This window comes from Aquibium pacificum (assembly GCF_040839445.1).
Lineage (GTDB): Bacteria > Pseudomonadota > Alphaproteobacteria > Rhizobiales > Rhizobiaceae > Aquibium > Aquibium pacificus.
The window spans coordinates 141368-158298 of the sequence record NZ_JBDPGJ010000005.1 but is presented as its reverse complement, the minus strand read 5'-3'; the positions used below and the strand labels follow the sequence as shown (position 1 = coordinate 158298).

At 67.2% G+C, this 16931-nt stretch carries 20 protein-coding genes; all 20 read right to left on the bottom strand.

The window, feature by feature from the left end; genetic code table 11:
- Window positions 1-55: 55 nt before the first annotated feature.
- Window positions 56-286 (bottom strand): hypothetical protein, encoded by a 231-nt coding sequence (locus ABGN05_RS21200; RefSeq protein ID WP_373695972.1) that lies wholly within the window; start codon window positions 284-286, stop codon window positions 56-58.
- A 389-nt stretch (window positions 287-675) separates the two neighbouring features.
- Window positions 676-885, bottom strand: a complete 210-nt coding sequence (locus tag ABGN05_RS21195) for a hypothetical protein (protein ID WP_367956044.1) — start codon at window positions 883-885, stop codon at window positions 676-678.
- A gap of 41 nt (window positions 886-926) precedes the next feature.
- Window positions 927-4832, bottom strand: a complete 3906-nt coding sequence (locus ABGN05_RS21190; protein ID WP_367956043.1) for a baseplate multidomain protein megatron — start codon at window positions 4830-4832, stop codon at window positions 927-929.
- A gap of 6 nt (window positions 4833-4838) precedes the next feature.
- On the bottom strand, window positions 4839-5282 hold the full coding sequence (locus ABGN05_RS21185; RefSeq protein WP_367956042.1) for an NlpC/P60 family protein: 444 nt from the start codon (window positions 5280-5282) through the stop codon (window positions 4839-4841).
- An 11-nt stretch (window positions 5283-5293) separates the two neighbouring features.
- On the bottom strand, window positions 5294-6184 hold the full coding sequence (locus tag ABGN05_RS21180) for a phage/gene transfer agent baseplate hub protein (protein ID WP_367956041.1): 891 nt from the start codon (window positions 6182-6184) through the stop codon (window positions 5294-5296).
- A complete protein-coding gene (locus tag ABGN05_RS21175) occupies window positions 6181-6831 on the bottom strand; it encodes a phage distal tail protein, Rcc01695 family (RefSeq protein ID WP_367956040.1) in 651 nt (216 codons plus the stop codon). The genes ABGN05_RS21180 and ABGN05_RS21175 overlap by 4 nt, the downstream gene beginning before the upstream one ends.
- Window positions 6832-6838: 7 nt before the next feature.
- Window positions 6839-7414: a phage tail tape measure protein gene (locus ABGN05_RS21170; protein WP_367956039.1), complete on the bottom strand. Its 576-nt coding sequence runs from the start codon at window positions 7412-7414 to the stop codon at window positions 6839-6841.
- Between the two features lie 25 nt (window positions 7415-7439).
- On the bottom strand, window positions 7440-7673 hold the full coding sequence (locus tag ABGN05_RS21165; RefSeq protein WP_367956038.1) for a rcc01693 family protein: 234 nt from the start codon (window positions 7671-7673) through the stop codon (window positions 7440-7442).
- Window positions 7670-8014 carry a gene transfer agent family protein gene (locus ABGN05_RS21160; RefSeq protein ID WP_367956037.1) on the bottom strand — a complete coding sequence of 115 codons (345 nt, stop codon included), beginning with the start codon at window positions 8012-8014 and terminating at the stop codon, window positions 7670-7672. The genes ABGN05_RS21165 and ABGN05_RS21160 overlap by 4 nt, the downstream gene beginning before the upstream one ends.
- Window positions 8011-8424, bottom strand: a complete 414-nt coding sequence (locus ABGN05_RS21155) for a phage major tail protein, TP901-1 family (protein ID WP_367956036.1) — start codon at window positions 8422-8424, stop codon at window positions 8011-8013. Before ABGN05_RS21155 ends, ABGN05_RS21160 begins: the two co-directional genes overlap by 4 nt.
- 303 nt (window positions 8425-8727) lie before the next feature.
- Entirely contained in the window at window positions 8728-9138 is a 411-nt protein-coding gene (locus ABGN05_RS21150; protein ID WP_367956035.1) for a DUF3168 domain-containing protein, read from the bottom strand.
- Between the two features lie 171 nt (window positions 9139-9309).
- Window positions 9310-9645 (bottom strand): phage head closure protein, encoded by a 336-nt coding sequence (locus ABGN05_RS21145; RefSeq protein ID WP_367956034.1) that lies wholly within the window; start codon window positions 9643-9645, stop codon window positions 9310-9312.
- Window positions 9642-10214, bottom strand: a complete 573-nt coding sequence (locus ABGN05_RS21140) for a head-tail connector protein (protein ID WP_367956033.1) — start codon at window positions 10212-10214, stop codon at window positions 9642-9644. Before ABGN05_RS21140 ends, ABGN05_RS21145 begins: the two co-directional genes overlap by 4 nt.
- A gap of 131 nt (window positions 10215-10345) precedes the next feature.
- Window positions 10346-11599, bottom strand: coding sequence for a phage major capsid protein (locus ABGN05_RS21135; protein WP_373695971.1), 1254 nt, complete (start codon window positions 11597-11599; stop codon window positions 10346-10348).
- Window positions 11596-12249: an HK97 family phage prohead protease gene (locus ABGN05_RS21130; protein WP_367956032.1), complete on the bottom strand. Its 654-nt coding sequence runs from the start codon at window positions 12247-12249 to the stop codon at window positions 11596-11598. The genes ABGN05_RS21135 and ABGN05_RS21130 overlap by 4 nt, the downstream gene beginning before the upstream one ends.
- A 306-nt stretch (window positions 12250-12555) precedes the next feature.
- A complete protein-coding gene (locus ABGN05_RS21125; protein WP_367956031.1) occupies window positions 12556-12897 on the bottom strand; it encodes a DUF6107 family protein in 342 nt (113 codons plus the stop codon).
- Window positions 12898-13163: 266 nt separating this feature from the next.
- Window positions 13164-13433, bottom strand: a complete 270-nt coding sequence (locus ABGN05_RS21120) for a hypothetical protein (protein WP_367956030.1) — start codon at window positions 13431-13433, stop codon at window positions 13164-13166.
- Between the two features lie 6 nt (window positions 13434-13439).
- The gene (locus ABGN05_RS21115; RefSeq protein ID WP_367956029.1) at window positions 13440-13712 is read right to left on the bottom strand and encodes a hypothetical protein; all 273 of its coding nucleotides are present in this window, start codon (window positions 13710-13712) and stop codon (window positions 13440-13442) included.
- 83 nt (window positions 13713-13795) lie between these two features.
- Window positions 13796-15451 (bottom strand): autotransporter outer membrane beta-barrel domain-containing protein, encoded by a 1656-nt coding sequence (locus ABGN05_RS21110; RefSeq protein WP_367956028.1) that lies wholly within the window; start codon window positions 15449-15451, stop codon window positions 13796-13798.
- Window positions 15452-15744: 293 nt separating this feature from the next.
- Window positions 15745-16923, bottom strand: a complete 1179-nt coding sequence (locus ABGN05_RS21105; protein WP_373695970.1) for a phage portal protein — start codon at window positions 16921-16923, stop codon at window positions 15745-15747.
- Window positions 16924-16931 lie beyond the last annotated feature (8 nt).

Below are 16931 nucleotides of genomic sequence, written 5' to 3'. Positions count from 1 at the left end.
GACGGGCTCTCGCTTCGCCCGGCCCTCGACCGCTGCGCCACGCAGGACAGGAAGGCTAGTTGGCGGGTACCTGTCTCTCGACCCGGCGCGGCGGCTGACCGTTGCTGCCCGGTACGGTGTAGACCACGACGCAGATCGTCTGGCCGCCGCGGCTCTGCTCGGTCGCAACCTGCAGGGTACCGCCGTCCTGGGCGGCAATTGCCTGGCCGAGGGTGTTGCAGTCCGCGGCACGCGCCGGCGCGGCCAAGGAGCCTGCGACGAGCAGGAGCGTCAGGAGACGGATCATGGGGTTACGAACTTTCATGCGCTACTGATACCCCGCCGCCGCTGAACGCGACATGAACGCCGTTTCGGATTCACTGCGAAGCCCTTGGCGATTTGCGTGCCAAGGCGCACCGGTCAATGTAGCTTGGATTTCCGATTTTGACAGCGCGAAGAAATTCATTCCTCGCCTTCGCATCGACGGCTGCCTCCGGCAGACATCGCTGTGGCAAAAGGAAGCCGGCGGCGCCTGGGCCTGGGGGCAATTCGCGCCGCCGGTTCCATGTCAGGCGATCCCTGGGAGGGAACGAGGATCGCCTTTGCTAGACCTAGGAAGCGGCCGGGTGCCTGCAAGCCGGGGCTGCTTCATCCGCCATCACACTCCGACCGCGGCGGTAAACAACCGTGTCCCCTCTAGCCCCCGATCCTGGTCGTCGCCGACACCCTCCCCAAGATCGCCACCACGCCGGAGACCGCCGTGACCAGTTGCAGGACGGCATCGGTGAGCGCCGCATCGTCGATCCCGGAGCCGGGGAGCCCGAACAGGCTGCCGGACGCGGTGGCGATGGTGATGATCGAGGCCCAGATGGTGCGCGACAGGTACCAAGGTTTGCTTTCGGTCATTGAATCGTCTCCTTCTATGAACAGCCTGAGGGGCAGTTCCCTCAGGCCAGGTTGAAACTGAGCCGGCCCGGCAGCCCGGCGGTTCCGGCGGCGCCCTTCTTCTGAAAGACGTGGAAGACCGCCGGCCCCGGGTCGCCGTCGAAATCCTCTGCGATGTCGCCCGCGCCGTACGTCCATTCGGGGCTCGTCGTTTCCGCGCCGCGCAGGAGCACGTCGTCTTCTGTGCGGACCTCGATGGCGTACGCTTCCGTTTCCTCGCCAAGCGGTATGTCGCCCGCGTCCCATCCGTCGGCGGCGATGCGACCGCGCCGTATCCAGCGCAGCGAGACGTCGCCGCTTGCGGCCTTGCTCGCGCGGATGTGGACGGGCGAGAGCGGCAGCGCCGCGCGGACCCCGCCCGTCACCGTCTGGACGTCGAACAGCGCGCTCGCGAGGTCGCCCTTCGCGGGACCGACCCGCCATGTCAGCGGAAGTCCCGCTTCCGAAGGCCTGAGACCTGCGGAAGGAACCGCCTGGTCGAGCATGACGAAGGCCGATCCCAGCGGCGCACCGGCCAGCATCGCGTCCTCCGTGCCGAGCTGGCCGCGCAGGAGCTTCGACAGCCGCCACAGCCCCGAGGCGATCTCCTCCGCCACCATGAACTGGAGCACTTCCCAGGCGCCGCTGGCGGATCGAAGTGCTGCCGCGTTGGCCCCGTTCATCATCTGGATCGTGGAGACGCTCGAAAGGGCGCCACCGAACATCCGGACCAGCAGGGACCGCCCCGCGTCGATGCGTCCGGCATTTCCGGCTACCGCCGCTTCCTCGAGCTTCCCGATCTTGCTCGCCTCGACCAGCGCGGAGCGCTGCTCGAACCCCGCGGCTTCCGGCGACGCATAGACGATCTGGTTGCGCCAGGGGCGGCACCAAGCCGCGATCCTCAGCTCGTTCCAGGGCTGGTCGGTGCCGCCGGCCGACGGCAGGTCGAGGAAGTGGACGAGAGGCTTTGCCGGCGGCTCCACCTTCTTCGCCGAGGCACCGCCGAGCGTCGCGGCGGCCGGCGTCGGCGGCAGCCGATCGATTCGAAGCGCGCTGGTCTCCCGCACGAGGCCTTCCTCGATCCCGGTAACGAGATAGTCCTGCCCCGCAAGCTTGTCTGGCAGGCGCACGATCGATCCGGGCACGACGCGGCGGTCGGCGGCGGGGATCGCGAAGCTGATCTGCTCGCGCGCCCGCCAGCGGCGTTTCAGCCAGTCGGCGACGAGGGACTGCGCGACCGGCTCTTCCAGGCAGCCGGACAGGGCGAGGGACTGCTGCCGGCCGGCGAGCGAATTCGGATGCACGTGCCGGGTCGAGCCGGCCTGGTAATCGCGCAGCGGGTCGCGGAAGGACAGCAGCGCCTCGTCGGGCAAAAGATGCACAGCCTCGCGAGCCGAAGTGATGACCGGCCTCGCGTCGATTGCTGCGAGTTCGCCGATTTCGAGCGCCGCCCCCGCCACCGCGCTTTGCGACCGGAAGATCAGCCGGTCGCCGTCAACGCAGGCGACGAGGCCGAAGACCTCCGCGATCTGCTCCAGCGCCGCGCGCGCGGTCGAGGGTTCGGAAACGACGTAACCCGTCACCTTGCCGTCGGCGGCCTCCACGTCGGCGCGCTCCAGCCCGTGGTCCGCGATGATTGCGTTGATCAGGTCGCCGACCGCGGGACTGGCCAGCCGCCCGTTCAGCCAGTGCCCGAGCGGCCAGTTCTCGCCGTCGCCCCAGACGTCGGTCGCGAGCGGAAAGGCGGGAAACGGCCGCGCGTCCCATGCCCAGAGATAACACCGCTCCGCATCGAGCATCCGCCCCTCGTACTCGCCCGAGACGGGGTTCGACGCATCCTCGAACCCGTCCGCATCCTCCTCCCAGTAGCCGAGGTGCGCCTCGATAAACCGGTGCTGCGCGATGTCGGACCGCCCGCCGTTGGAAAAGCGCGGCAGTGCGCTCTCGGCCGATTTCGGGTCATGGAAGGCGTTGGGCTGGTTCGGCCCCTTGTCGCAGGCCGGGCAGCCCAGTTCCGTGAACCAGATGGGCTTCGACCTCGGCTCCCAGGCTGTAGGGGTCGATGATTCTACGCCGCCGGGACGGTTGAAATGCGCGTTCGACCACCAGTTCACCAGGTCCTTGTAGCGGAACACCCAGGGCTTGCCGTGCGCGCTGTCCGCGATCGGGCTGCGCATGCGGTCGTTGCGGGCCTCTTCATCGGCATAGAACCAGTCGTAGCCCTCTCCGCCCGCGATCGCGGCCCGCAGCGCGGAGAGATCGTATGGTCCCGCCGCCCCGTCGGGGCCGTCCCCCGCGTAGTCGCCGTCGCGCCAGTCGGAAAGCGGCATGTAGTTGTCGATGCCCACCGCGTCGATCGCCGAATGCGCCCATAGCGCGTCGAGGTGGAAGAAGACGTCACCCGATCCATCACCGGGTTGATGTCCGAAATACTCCGACCAGTCGGCTGCGTAGGTAAGTTTCGGCCCGGTTCCGAGCATCGCGCGCACGTCGGCGGCGAGTGCGCAGAGCGCCTCCACCGCCGGAAAGGCGTCGGCCTCGTCGCGGATCGTCGTCAGACCCCGCAGTTCCGAGCCGATCAGAAAGGCGTCGACGCCGCCGGCCTCCTGTGCGAGCCGCGCGTAATGCAGGATCATCCGGCGATATCCCCATTCGTCCGCCGGACCGGAAAAATGCACCTGACCGCCACCCGACGAGAAATCCGCCGCCAACGCCTCGCCGAAGAAGGCGGCCGCCTGTGTCCGCGCCGCGGCCGTCCCGTCGGCGCTGTCCGTCTGGCCCGCGGCCGGATGGCAGGTGATCCGACCGCGCCAGGGATAGGCGGCCTGACCGGCGCCGCCATAGGGATCCGGGAGCGCGTTGTCGGCCGGGACGTCCATCATGACGAAGGGGTAAAGCGTCACCGAGAGACCGCGCGCCTTCAGGTCTTGGATCGCGTCGATGACGCTGGCGTCGGACGGTGTCCCGCCGAAGGCTGCCCTCCCGCCGTCCTCCGAGACCGTGTCCGCGTCTGCCCCCTCGAGATCGGACACCCGCCAGGCGGTGCCGGTGGCGGCCGCGCCACCGCCCACCACCTTCGGACGCACCGTGCAGGTCCCGGCGCGCAGATCGTCGCCGAACCAGGCCACCACCAGCGCAACGTGCTTCAAGTTGGGGCAGACCGCCTGCAATTCGTCGACCGAGGCGGCGAAATCGGACGCGCCGAACAGCACGTGCCGGTTCAGCGCCCCCGCCTGCCCCTCGGCGATCGCCTGCGTGGCTCCAAGCGGCGCGTAGCCGAACTCGGTCGAGCCGGGGATGAGCGCCACGGCCTTCACGGCACGGGTCAGGCCTCCGACCGGCCGGATCACCTCGAACTGCAATTGCGGAAGGCGGTTGCCGTAATCGTCGAGGGCAAGACGCTCGAACACGACATAGGCGATGCCCCGGTAGGCCGGCGTGTTACCCTCCCCCTGCTTCGCCTCGATCAGCGGATCCGGCAACTGGTCGGCGGTTCCGCGATGGACACGCATGTCGATCCCGTCGAGATCGAGTTCGCGTCCGTCGGCCCACACGCGCCTGATCCCGGCGATCTCGCCCTCGCAGAGCGCGAAGGCGGCGTTGGCGTAGTAGGCATAGGTGGTCACCTTCGGACCGCCCTTGGCGCCGCGCCTCTCGGTGGTCCGCACCTCCTCGAAGCGCGTCGCCCAGATCAGCGTAGCGCCGAGGCGCGCGGTACCGTAGAGCCGCGGAACCGGCGAGCCGTCCTCCGCCGTGAGCGGCGGCGCCGAGGCGAGGCGCGGCCCCTCGATCCGGGTCGCGCTGTTGAGGAGCGCCTGATCGAGCAGATAGCCGGCGACCGCGCCCGCCGCGGTGCCGATGGTGGCCGCGGTCGCGCCGATGAGCCCGCCGAGATAGGCGCCCGCGGCCTGGAGGATGATGGTCGCCACGTCCGGTCAGCCCTGCAAGGTTTCAGGAAATTCGAAGACGCCCGCGATGCGCGCGCGCCATTGCCGCACCAGCGGCGACACCACGACGGAATTGCCGTCATAGGCGTGGATGAAGCGGTCCGCCGAGACGAGGATGCCGGCGTGCTTGGCCGCGTATCGCGGTTTCCACCGAAAGAGCAGCAAGTCGCCGGGCCGCATGTCGGTCGCCGGCTTCTCCGCGCAATGGCGCCGCGCCGCCTCGATCAGCGGATCGCCCGCGGCGGTCTCGTTCCAGTCCATCGCATAGGCCCCGGGCAGTTCCGGCTCGCAGCCGTAGACCGCGCGCCAGACACCCCGTACCAGCCCCAGGCAATCGCAACCGACACCTTTTCGCGAGCCCTGATGCCGGAAAGGCGTGCCGAGCCAGTCCGTCGCCTCGGCGACGATCCGCTTGTTGATCGGGGACGTCATCGTCATGCTCCTCAGGGAACCAGCGGGCTTCCGTCGAAGATCTGCTCCTCGGTCGCGTACCCGTAGGCCGCGTCGTTGCCGGGCAGGTGTGGGAAGCCCTGGAAGTTGAGGTCGTTGGCGAACTTCGCCTTGCAGGTGGAGAACGCCTTGTCGCAGCCCGCCTTCACGGTGAACGCGTCGCCGGCCGCCGGCGCCGGCGCGGTGTCGCACCACAAGGTCAGCTCCGCTTCGCCACCGGCCAGCCGGTGAACGATGATGCGAAAAATGATGCCCGCCGAAACGCCCGTCGTGCAGGCCAGGAGGCCATGCGAGAACCAGCCGGCTTCGAAGCTGCCCAGGCCGCTCACCCGGATCGTGTCTTCCGTGACCTTGGCCGAGACGGTCCCCGATCCGTTGAATCCCCCTGCCGAAAGGTCCACCCCGCAGCGCGCGTCGCCGAGTTCCGCGTCGCAGCCGCGCCTGAAGTAGCGCCCGCGCGGCTTGTCGAGGTCGAGCTTGGGGCTTTCCAGTTCGGCGATGAAGCGGCCGTCCTCGAGCCTGATCCTGCCGATCCGCCCGGTGCGGATGATCGCGAACTGATCCGGCTCGCGCCAGTTGACCAGCAGCGTCTCCACGCGCGCGCCGTCATACCGGCCGAACGCGATGTCCTCGCTGCGCAGCACGTCGGACGAAATCGCCCCCTCCACGTCCACCGCGTCCGAGGCGAGCCCCAGCGTGTCGCGCGCCTCGCTCGCCGTGAATCCGGTCTGCGGCAGGAACGCGGTCCCGTCGGCCGCGACCGGACGGTCATGGTCGGTGAAGCCGATGACGTCGCCGTCCTTGCGCGTCAGGCGCCAGCAATGGCAGACGGTCGTCGCCCCGTTACCCAGATGCGCCAGGAACGCCTCGGGAAAGCCGCTCATGGCCGGATCTCCGTCAGCGGGATTGTCGGGATCTGTCCCGCCCGGAAACCGGCGAGGCTCAGGCTCAGCTGGTCCGTGTCGAAGCGCACCGGCACGTCGAACTCGAAACCGGCCGTCACCACGGCATCCGCCGCCGGTATGTGCCCGGCCAGAAACGTCACCATGCCGCTGGTCGGATCGACCGAGAACCCGGTCCCCTCCTCCAATTCCGTCCCGTCCACCGCAACGCGCACGGTTCCCTCGACCGGCTTTGCGATCTGCCGTGCATAGGCGTCCGCGCCCGAGCCATATGCCTTGGTCAGCTGGAATTCTTCCATCGCGCCGTCGCCGGTCCCGATCCCCTGGTCGTCCGGCTGCGGGGCGAGGTCGGGCCGGCAGGATTTCATGTCGAACGGATCGCGGAAGCGGAACCCGTGCAGGGATCCGCGCCGTGCCTCGAAGAAATCGAGCACCTCGTACGCGTCCTCCAGCGAGCGCAGCCCGGTGCCGGCGTCGTAGGTGCGGCGGGAATCGGCGAAACGCGCGTTGCGCCGCTCGTGGCCCGAGGTCAGGAGCACGATCTCGTTGCGGCGCACCGGTCCGCCCGTCGCGCCGAAGGACACCGCCACGGGAAATCGAACCTCATGGAATGACTGCAGGTCGGTCATGTCTCCCTCACAGGGTTCTTGCGCCACGCGCCGCGGCGCGGGCGATCATGCCGGTGACCTGCGCTTCCGACTTGCGGAAGGAGGCGGCGTCGGGGGTTGTGACGTTGAAGACGACGCTGACGGGAGCGGCGGCGCCGGAAGCGCTGACGCCCAGCCGCCCGTCGGGTCCGCGCGCCAGCGGCATGATCGCCTCCGCGCCCGCCTCGCCCATCAGGCCGATGTTTCGCCCCGCTGGAAAGAAGGTCGGGCTCGACACCACGCCTCCTTCCGCGAAGGGAACGACGCTGCCCGGCACGCCGCCCTTCTCGAACTGCAGGATGCCGCGCAGCAGTTGGAACAGGCCGGAGGTCCACGACCCGGCAAGCTGCTGCAGCGGCTGGAGACCCTGCTGCAACGCCAATCCGGCGAGGCTCAGCCCCAGCCGGCGCAATACGTCCTCGAACGAGCGGCCGTGGATCACCGCGCTCGCGAATGCGCGGGTCATCTGCCGTCCGAAATCGTCGGCGAGTTCGCCGAGGTTGGCGAGCGCCTTTTCCATTCCGCCCGTATCGAATTCGAAACTCACCTGCTGCGGCTCGTCCATCGTTCTCTCTCCACTACGATCCGCGCTAGGCCCGCGCCGGGCTCTTCCCGCCGTCGGGATAGCGCCGCATCAGTTCGGCCAGGCTCGCGCGATCCGGATACGGCGAGGCCATGCCGGCCAGCCCCGCCGCAAAGGCGAACTCGCGCGGCGTCATCGCCCAGAATGCTTCAGGGTGGAGCCGCATCGAACCCAGGCCGAGCGCCATCACCGCGTCCCAGGGGAACGCGGCCGGCGCGGTCGGGCCGGATGCGGCACTCAAGGGTTTTCGGAAGTCTCCGTCCCGCTGCCGGTTGCTCCGAAGGTTGCGGTCAGAAGCCCGGCGACGATGCGCGCGTAGCCGGCCGCCCCGCCCGGCGTCTCCAGCGCCATGACCTCCTCGTCCGAGATCGCGGCCCCCGCGCCTCGGAGACCTGCGCCGATGACGCGGGCCATGTCGCGCGCCGAAAGCTTTCCGGAGGAGAACCGCGCGACCAGCGCCGACAGATCGTCGACCGCGAAGGCCGATTCGAGCTCCGCGAGCGCGCCCAGCGTCAGGCACAGCCGGTGACGCTTGCCCGAGAGTTCGGCGACGATCTCGCCGCGTCTCGCATTCGCGTTCATGCGGCGGCCGCGAAGCTAACGGCGCCCGCCGATTCCAGCGCGATGTCGAACGTCACCTCGCCGTCATGCGAACCGGAGAGTTCGAGCGCCGTGATCTGGAACGGCCCCTCCACCGTCCCGAAGTCCGGCACGGCGAACTGCCAGTCCGAAATCGTGCCGGCGAAGAAGCGCGAGCGGATCTCGGCGTCGGACTGGGCATCCCTGAAGATGCCGGCGCCGCTGATGCTCGCCCGCTGCACGCCGCTCCCGGCCAGCAGTTCGCGCCAGCGTCCCGCCGAATCGGAATCGGTGATGTCGACGGTCTCGCTGTTGAAGGAAAGCCGCTTCGATCGCAGCCCCGCCACGGTGACGAAGCTGCCGCCGCCGCTGTCCAGCTTCAACAGCAGGTCCTTGCCCTTCTGCGCGCTCATGCGCGAACTCCTTTGTCAAAGATTGATCGTAAATGGGAATAGCCGCCAGCCGGCAGCCTGGAGGAAGCACCCCCTCACCGACTTGCTTCGCAAGCCACCTCTCCCCCTGCCCGGGGGGGAGGAAAGGACAGCCCGGCCGATCTCGCTCGTGCACCATAGTATTGGCGCGAAGCCGAAGCTGCGTTTCCTCTCCCCCGGGCAGGGGGAGAGGTGGATCGGGCGAAGCCCAAGACGGTGAGGGGGTGCTTGGCCGACACCTCGGGATCCACGAAAGAGATTTGCGCTCGAAGAGCCGCCGTGCGCCTACGCGTTTTCCTCGATCAGCACCCGGAAGCGCAGGAGCCCGTGATAGACGGCGAGGTCTTCATCGTAGCGCACTTCCGAAAATTCCTGCCGGATCGACACCAGCCTGTGGCTCTCGAGGGTAAGCGGCTGGTCGTTCAGGCGCGCGGCAACCAGGTCCATGATCTCAAGCGCCTCGGTCTTGCCCTGCGCCTTCGACCACGCATGCAGGGTAAGAAGCTGCTCGAAGCCGGCCTCGGTCGACGTGCTCCAGTCGAAGACGCTCGTCCTGCCGAAGGTCAGGTACGGAAACGGCGTGTCGGCGGGCACGTGATCGTAGATGCGCGACCCGCCGAGGGCCGATGTCAGGTCTTCGTCGTCCGCCAGGGCGGCGAGCACCGCCTTCTGCAGATCAAGCGCGGGTGCGCTCATCTCCCCCTCCTGTCGCTGGCCCCTTTCGGGGACGTCGCATCCGTTTCGTAACCTCGCGATTCGGGCCGGCGACCCGCGCACTATGGCCGATTTCATGTCCGTCGGCGATATCGTGCGCGCGCGTCCTCAGCGCTCGCACCAGTCCGTCCAGCGTCAGCTTCATCGCGATCTTCATTGCCCCTCCTCACGTGTCCGGCAGAGCGTATAGCGGCCCGTCCCGTCGGGGTCGTGCACCATCACGATGGTAAGCACGCGCGCACCAAAAACGAGCCGCATGCCGCTCCGGACGTCGTCCCGGCGGCGCATCGTCACGTCGTGCGAGACGGTCTCGATCGCCTGGTCGGCGCCGAATCGGCTTTGCGCCGAAACCGGCTCGAGCCGGCCGAAGACGGTTGCGACTTCGCTCCACTCCAGCGTATGACCGCCCGCGCCGTCGGGCACCGGCGCCGCCTCCCGGAGGGAGAACAGCGTGCGCAACGCGCCTGGGTCGATCCCGCGCCTCCTCACAGCAGCCTCCTCGCCCGGAACCCCGCGACCAGGCGCTGGTATCCCTCGGGCAGCGAGACCGGCTGGTCTGCGGCGCCATATTCGGCGCGGAACTCGTACCAGTGCGCGACCAGAAGCATCATCGCCTGCTTCAGGAGGTCCGGCACGTCCGTCCCGGCCTCGCCGAAACCGGCGCGGAAATCGATCTCGATGCCGTTCATGGCGATGCCGGGCGACGGCCGGGTTTCGAAATGCAGCCGCGCCGGCCGCGACAGCGGATCCAGCTGGTAGCTTGCCGGGTCGAGCTCCGAGGCTTCGCCCTCCGACCCGTAGGTGGTCACCGAGAGAATCTGCTTCACCGGATGGCGCGGGATCGTCACGTGATCGCTCCGCGGCCAGCAATCCAGCGCCAGCCGCCAGTCCTGGTCGATCAGCGCGAGCCCCGTGTGCCGCTCCACCTCCTCGCGCGCCGCGCGGATCAGCCCGGCGATGAGGTCGTCGTCGCTCGAATGGCTCACGCGCAGATGAGCCTTGCATTCGGTTGTCGTCAGCGGTTCCGCGTCGGGCCCGCTGGTTCGGAAAAGCGCCATGGGTGTCTTCTTCGGCTCGGGGTTTTACGGAAACGAAAACGGCCCCGGCGGGAGGAAACCGGGGCCGTCCTTGCGCGGCGTTGCCGCCGCGCGCTCCGGCGGAAGGGGCGCCGCCAGAGTTTCTTCGGCGATCAGCTCACGCCGAACTTCAGGAGCTTGATGGCGTCGAAGTCCTGCACGCCGCCGCCCACGCGCTTGGTCGTGTAGAAGAGCACGTAGGGCTTGGCGGAATAGGGATCGCGCAGCACGCGCACCCCGGTCCGGTCGACGACCAGATAGCCGCGGGCGAAGTCGCCGAAGGCGATCGGCGTCTCGTCGCTGGCGATGTCGGGCATGTCCTCCGCCTCGACCAGCGGGAAACCCATCAGCATGGCGCGCGCGCCGGGCATTGCCGGCGGCTGCCAGAGATAGTTGCCGTCGTCGTCCTTCAGCTTGCGGATCGCCGCCTGGGTCTTGCGGTTCATCACCCAGTTGGCATTCTGCCGGTAGCCGGATTTCAGCGCGTAGACGAGGTCGATCAGGATGTCCGACGGGTCGGCCGCCGGCAACGCTCCGTCCACGCCGGTGGCGATGTAGCCGATCTTGGCCCACTCCCAGCTCGCCTCCGCCACGAGCGTGTAGTCGAGGAAGCCCTTGGGCTTGTTCGTCCCGTTGCCGGTGACGAAGGCGGTGCCCTCCTGTTCGGCGAAGGCGGTCTCGATCTCCGCCGAGATCCAGCGGTCGAGATCGACGGCCGAATCCTCGAGCAGCGACGCGGTCGCCGCCGGCATGGCGTAGAGTTCCGCCGTCGGGAACTGCAGTTCCGCCAGCGTCGAACTCGCCGTCTCGGGACGCGCCGCCGTCTCGCCGACCCAGCCGACGGCCGGACCGCTCACCGCGAAGGGCTTCTTCAGCACCGCGCTGGAGACCTGCCGCACCGAGGCGATGGAGCGGATCGGCGAGATCGCGGCGAGCCGCTTGCCGATCTCCGTCTCCAGTTCCTCCGGAACGAGGTAGCCGCCGTCCTGGCCGGAGCCGTAGGACATCGCCTTCTGCTCCATCGAGCGCAGCATGCGGTCGTCGCCGGACCGGACATAGGCCTCGAAGGCCGAGGCATGTTCGGATTTCACCGTCAGCGCCTCGGGCCGGCCGAGCGCCGGCCGCGCCTGGCGCAGCAGGATGCCGTCCAGCGCCTTCTTCTGCGCGTCAAGCGCCTGGCTGATGCGGTCGACCTTCTCGACGGTGACGACGTCGGACGTCGCCTTCGCCTCGATCTCGGCGAGCCGCTGGTCGTTGGCTTCCCTGAAAGCCTCGAAGGCGTTCATGAATTCGCCGAAGGCGCCGCTGGCGTCCTCCGGCGGCTTCATCCCGGCCTTGTGTTCGGGTGCTGCCATGGGGTCGGTCATGCCTTGTCCTTTCGCTGGATCGTTTGGCGGTTGATCATGTTCGTCGCGGCGCGCAGCTGGCGGGCCATTCCGTCCGTCGCGACCTCCTGTGCCGCGCGTTTTACCTCGCCGATGCGCGCGCCCGGCAGCATCGGGAATGTCACGACGGATATTTCCCACAGGTCTGCCTCGAGGATCCGCCGCACGCGGCTTCGCGCCTCTGGCGCGGCGCGTATCGTCCGAAATCCGATCGACAGTCCGTCGATGGCGCCGGCCCGCATCAGTTCGAGCACCTCGCGCGCCTTCTGCACGCCGGGCGCCAGGATCCCTTCCACGAAGAGGCCGCGCCCGTCCTCCCGGATCGCCGTCCAGCGCCCGATCGGCTCCGCCGGATCGTGCTGGAACAGCATGCGGATGCCGGCGGATCCCTTGTCCCGCAGCGACCGCGCGAAAGCGCCGCGCTCCACCCGGTCGCGGCTGAGATCGGCGACGCCGAAGAGGCTCGCATAACCGGAAAAGCGTCCCTCCCCGGCCGCGAGCCGGGCACTCCCCACCGGCAGCCCGCCGGCGCCGCGATTCCCCGCCACCCGGTCGTCCCCGGCATACGCCATTCGCCGCAGCCCCCCAGGCGCGCGCTTCCGCGCCCAGGAACCAGTGGTCCCGTTCGTCATGATCTTGCTCCGGTTGCGATAGTTGTGCGTGGGCCAAGCCGCCGAGCGGTCGGCACCGCCCTTCCTCGCCCCCCATCGGGGGTGTCCGAAGGACGCGCGAGACAAGCGGCTCGCCCCGGAACGGTGGCTCGCGAGGCGAGACGGTAAGGGGGTGCTTCCAGCAGCCCGCCGTCCGTGGACCCGAACTAGAACCCTGACGAGGCGTCATATTCGCCGCGCGGCGTCATCCTTGGCCTATCCCGAGGATCCGCCATCGGCAGGCGCGTTCCAGCACCGGCGTCGATCCCGGCACCCTACCGGACGCCGCTATTTCGTCACGCGTTCGTCATCGGCGGAGGTGCCCCGCCCATCCTTCCGGAACGCCCGCATCGCGTAGCCCAGCGCCCACCAGGCGCAGAGGCTCGCGGCCGCCGATCCCATCAGCATGGTCTCGGCCGCGCCGATCTCCTCGTCGATGCCGAGTTCGGTCGCGATCTTCAGCCCGGCCACGCCGCCGAAGACGAGGCCGCAGGCGGTGCCGACGGCGAAGCGGATCGCCGCCTCGCGGCGGTCGCGCGGCAGGACGTAGACCAGCGAGATCGCCGATCCCGCCACCGCGCCCACGCCCTTCGCCGCCCACAGCCACGCGGCCTGGGAGAGGTCACTCATCTCGATATTTCCTGGTTGCGTCGCGGCGCCTCTGCTCCACTCTCAAGCTGATCTTCCTCGCCTTGCGCAATGTCGGCGTCCACTGGAAGCCGGCCATCGAATGGCGTGCAGACTACCCTCAGTTCGCTGTACTCTTCCCGGAACGCTTGCCGGCCGTGATCCGCTGATGACCCGCCACGGCCGCCCCGCACCCAATCAATCGGACACTCCCGAAATGCTCGACGAAGGCATCAAACAGCCCATCGAGAGTTTGTTCAGTGGTTCTCTTAGCCATTGGGGAGGAACCCCGCGATCCAGCCCTTGAGGGCGTAGACAGCCGCGCCGACTGTAGCCGCAGCCCCAGCCGCGTAGGCAGGGTACCAGTTAAGGCGGCGTTCGACTTTCGTCACGCGCTCCTTGGTCTCAGATACCTCTTTGGTAATCTCGTCCTGCCATTCTACCTGTCTGTCTAGGCGGTAGAGGATCAGATTGTTCTGACCGTCGATCCTGCCCAGCGTGACCAAGAGTTCCTGTGTCAGGCTCTTGTCGTCTATCAATGGGGATTATCCGTCCAGCATCTGTGCTGCCTGAGCGACGATGAACGGTGCCCATGCCTTGGGGAGGTTCTTGCGGATCATCGCCGCATCCTCAGGCTTAATCTCAATCTCGCCGCCGTCCTTTACCTTGAGAGCAAGGGAGCCGCGTCGAATGCTTTCGTCCAGCCCAAGAGGTTCCTTCTCGGGTGCGTTGAGTGCCATCACCGAAATCTGGCCAAGGTTCACGTCGAGTTCCTCGCCGTTAGGGGCCATGACAGTCTGAGAGAAATTGATCTTCATATGTGTGTTCCTTTCCTGTGTGTGTTTAGTTCGAAGGGATGCCCCTCCCGCCGAATTGCGAGAGGAGCAAGAGTGTGGCCCTATCAGCTTCCGATAAGGCCGTGACCAGCGTCAGCGTGGAGGTCGTCAATGAGAGCCTTCACACGTTCTGCCAGTTGGGGTAGCGTCACGGTGTTGGTGGCAAAGCTAGTCCTCGTCGCCGTGCCGGTTGCCGTAGTCCAGCCGGTTCGCCGGTCGTCAACGACCTTGCTTCCCCAGACGTAGATCGCCGCAGCAGCATTGAGGGTGCCGACGCCCATGTCGCCGCCAGCCGGGTTTCCTAGACGGAGACCGTTGCCTAGGACCATGGTCCTCGTACCATTCGTGGCGAAGTTCATGACACCGTTACCGCCACTATAGAAACCCGTCTCGGGGTCAGTGTAAGTGGACAGTGAGGGGTGCGCGGCAGTGCCCGCCCCGGCTCTAAGAAGCCCGTTTCCATCCGCGTGTTCTGTGCCAGTCAGGTGGACCTGAATGGTGGAAGCATTGCGGTGCGTGGCGTGGACGAGAAGGTACTTGAAACCTCGTCCAGTACCGAAAACTCCTCCGTCCTGAGCCACATAGGCAGCAAAGGATGACCCCGTGTTAGGCTCAACAGTGATGCCGCTGTTCTCGCCGGGGTGGAGTGCTTGAAACGTCGCATGTTGCGGGTTGTGATCCCACCCGATGAGAACGTGGAGTTCCCGCAGCACAGTGTCTCCCGCAGAGTTCCAGACGACACTTCCACCCTCGTATTGCATAAGAGAGCCGTTCGTGTTCGTAAGGGCTTCCGTGCCGTAGGTCCGCGCCGCGCTTGTGACGATAGCACCGGTGTCATCCCACTCGTTGTTGTTGGCGACAACCATGAGAGTGGTGATCGGACCCTTAACACCGTTACCGGGAGTATGGCCGTCACGCCATCCATCCTTCCAGCAGTTGAGCCACAGAGCGCCATCAAGGCTACTCGTGGACGTACCGCCAGAGCCGACAACCTCGTTTGAGATTGCAGCGGCCCACCAAGAGTTACCGACATGGTTTCCATTCGAGTATTTCTTGATGCTCCAGTTCGAGTACGCGCCTCCTGCTCCCCCTTCCCAAGGATTTGGGATGGTTTCAGCGGGATTAGCCGTGAGGTCGAACAAGAAAGCACCTGTGCTGTTCAGTGCCTTGAGGTCGTCCTGAGCGGTCCCCACGTCAGCGAACGCCGCAGAACCAAGAGCCTGACCTCCGACCGACAGGGACTCCGCGATAGATACCGCCCCATCTGAGGCCGCAATCCGCATACGCTCGTCATTCCCCGCTCCGGTGCTAAATACCATCTCACCATTGCTTAGGATATCGAGCCTCGTTTGGTCTCCATCTGTGATGAGACGAGCACTCTTGCCGGGACCGCCGGCCAAGTATCCATACTTGTACGCTCCACTTCCGTTATATCCAACAGCAGCCCTCGACCCGTTGAACCCGGCCCGGGAGGTACCGCTGGTATTACCACTGTCCCCTACATAGATGTCTCCAACTTCGTAGGACAGGTCGCCACCAGAAAGTGTCCAGTGGTCTCCGTTCTGTAGAGCGCTGTCAGCCGACGCGAGCGATGCCTGAGCGGACGTGCTCAAGTCCGCCGAAATCTCGGGGGTAGCATCGTCGTAAGTGAACTTGATATTGGCGGTATCGGTCAGAATGGTGCCTACGGCATCTTGTGCTTCTTCGTCAGTGTATGCCATTGAAGCCAAATCTCCTCTTCTACGTATTTCTTGTTGCTTGTTTGGTAATCTTCCGTGGGGGTAGCCTCAGGTGTCACAGGGAATGAACCGGAGGCGTGCACTTCCGGCCGAGTGTTCTCGCCACTGAGGCTTGGAACGCCGTCAAGTCCTGCGTGGAAGTCCGCGAATCCCTGCTCGGCATCCTCCTTCGCGCTCTCTGCGTTGTTCTCGGACAGTGCCGCTGTGCTCGCGCTCGCTGAGGCATTGGCCTCAAGGGTCTCAACGTTGCTCAAGGCCCCAGGCCATCAAACTCCCTACTCCCTCCTGCCATACCCCACCGCTCCCCGCTTCTCGTCCTCGCTCAAAAATCCCGCCGCGTTGACCCGCCGCCACAGCGCCTCGCGCTCGACCGACAGGCCCTCGATGGAATCCGCGTCGTACCAGAGCCGCAGCGGCGCGCCGAAGGCATCGCCGAGGAAGCCGGAGAGTTCGCCCGCGGTGCGGCCGATCATCGGCAGTACGGTCAGCCTGTAGAAGGCGCGGTTCGCCTCGGCGTAGTTGGCATAGGTGTTGTCGCCCGGGATGCCGAGCAGCATCGGCGGCACGCCGAAGGCGAGCGCGATGTCGCGCGCCGCCCCGTTGCGCGCCTCGACAAAATCCATGTCCTTGGGCGTCAGGCCCATCGCCTTCCAATCGAGCCCGCCTTCCAGCAGCAGCGGTCGCCCGGCCCGCGTCACGCCGGTGTAACCCTGCTCCAGCTCGGCCTTGAGCCGGTCGAACTGTTCCTCCGTCAGGTTGGCGCCGTCCTTGGGCGCATAGACCAGCGCGCCGGAAGGCCGGGCCGAATTGTCGAGCAGTGCCTTGTTCCAGCGCCCGGCGGCATTGTGCGTGTCGAGCGCCATGAGGGCCGCCTCCAGCGGCGCGAAACCGTAGTGGTCGTCGAGCGGGTGGAACAGCGAAAGGTGCAGCGCGCTCCCGCCCGCCCCGAGGGCGACCCGCCGCTTGCCAGTGCCCCCGCGATACTCCAGCGCGACCGGCCAGCCCTGCCCGTCGCAGGCGACGCTCACCCTGTCGGGCCGCAGGAGATGCAGTTCCCGCCCGCCCCCCGCGGTCGTCACCAGTTCGACATAGGCGTTGCCCGACAGCATGAGGTGCCCGTAGAGCGCCTCCAGGAAGGCCCCGCCGGCCTGGCGCGGGTTCGGCCGGTCGAGCAGCGCCAGGGCCGGATGGCCGGCGCGCTCTTCCCCGCCCTCGAAGGCGAGCAGCGGCACCACGGCCGCGGCCTCCGTGATCAGCCGCACGCAGCGGTGCGCGACCGGATTGCGCATGTAACCCTCACGCGCCAGCCCCGAAAAATCCCGCCGCGTCCAGTTCGCTTCCGCCTGCAGGTGCAGGGCGACGAAGCCCATGCCGCCGGCATCCTTGCGCTCCGCCGCGCGGCCATGCGCCGCCATTGCCTCCGGGCTCCTCGCCCACGGCCAATTCCATGTCATCTCGTCCA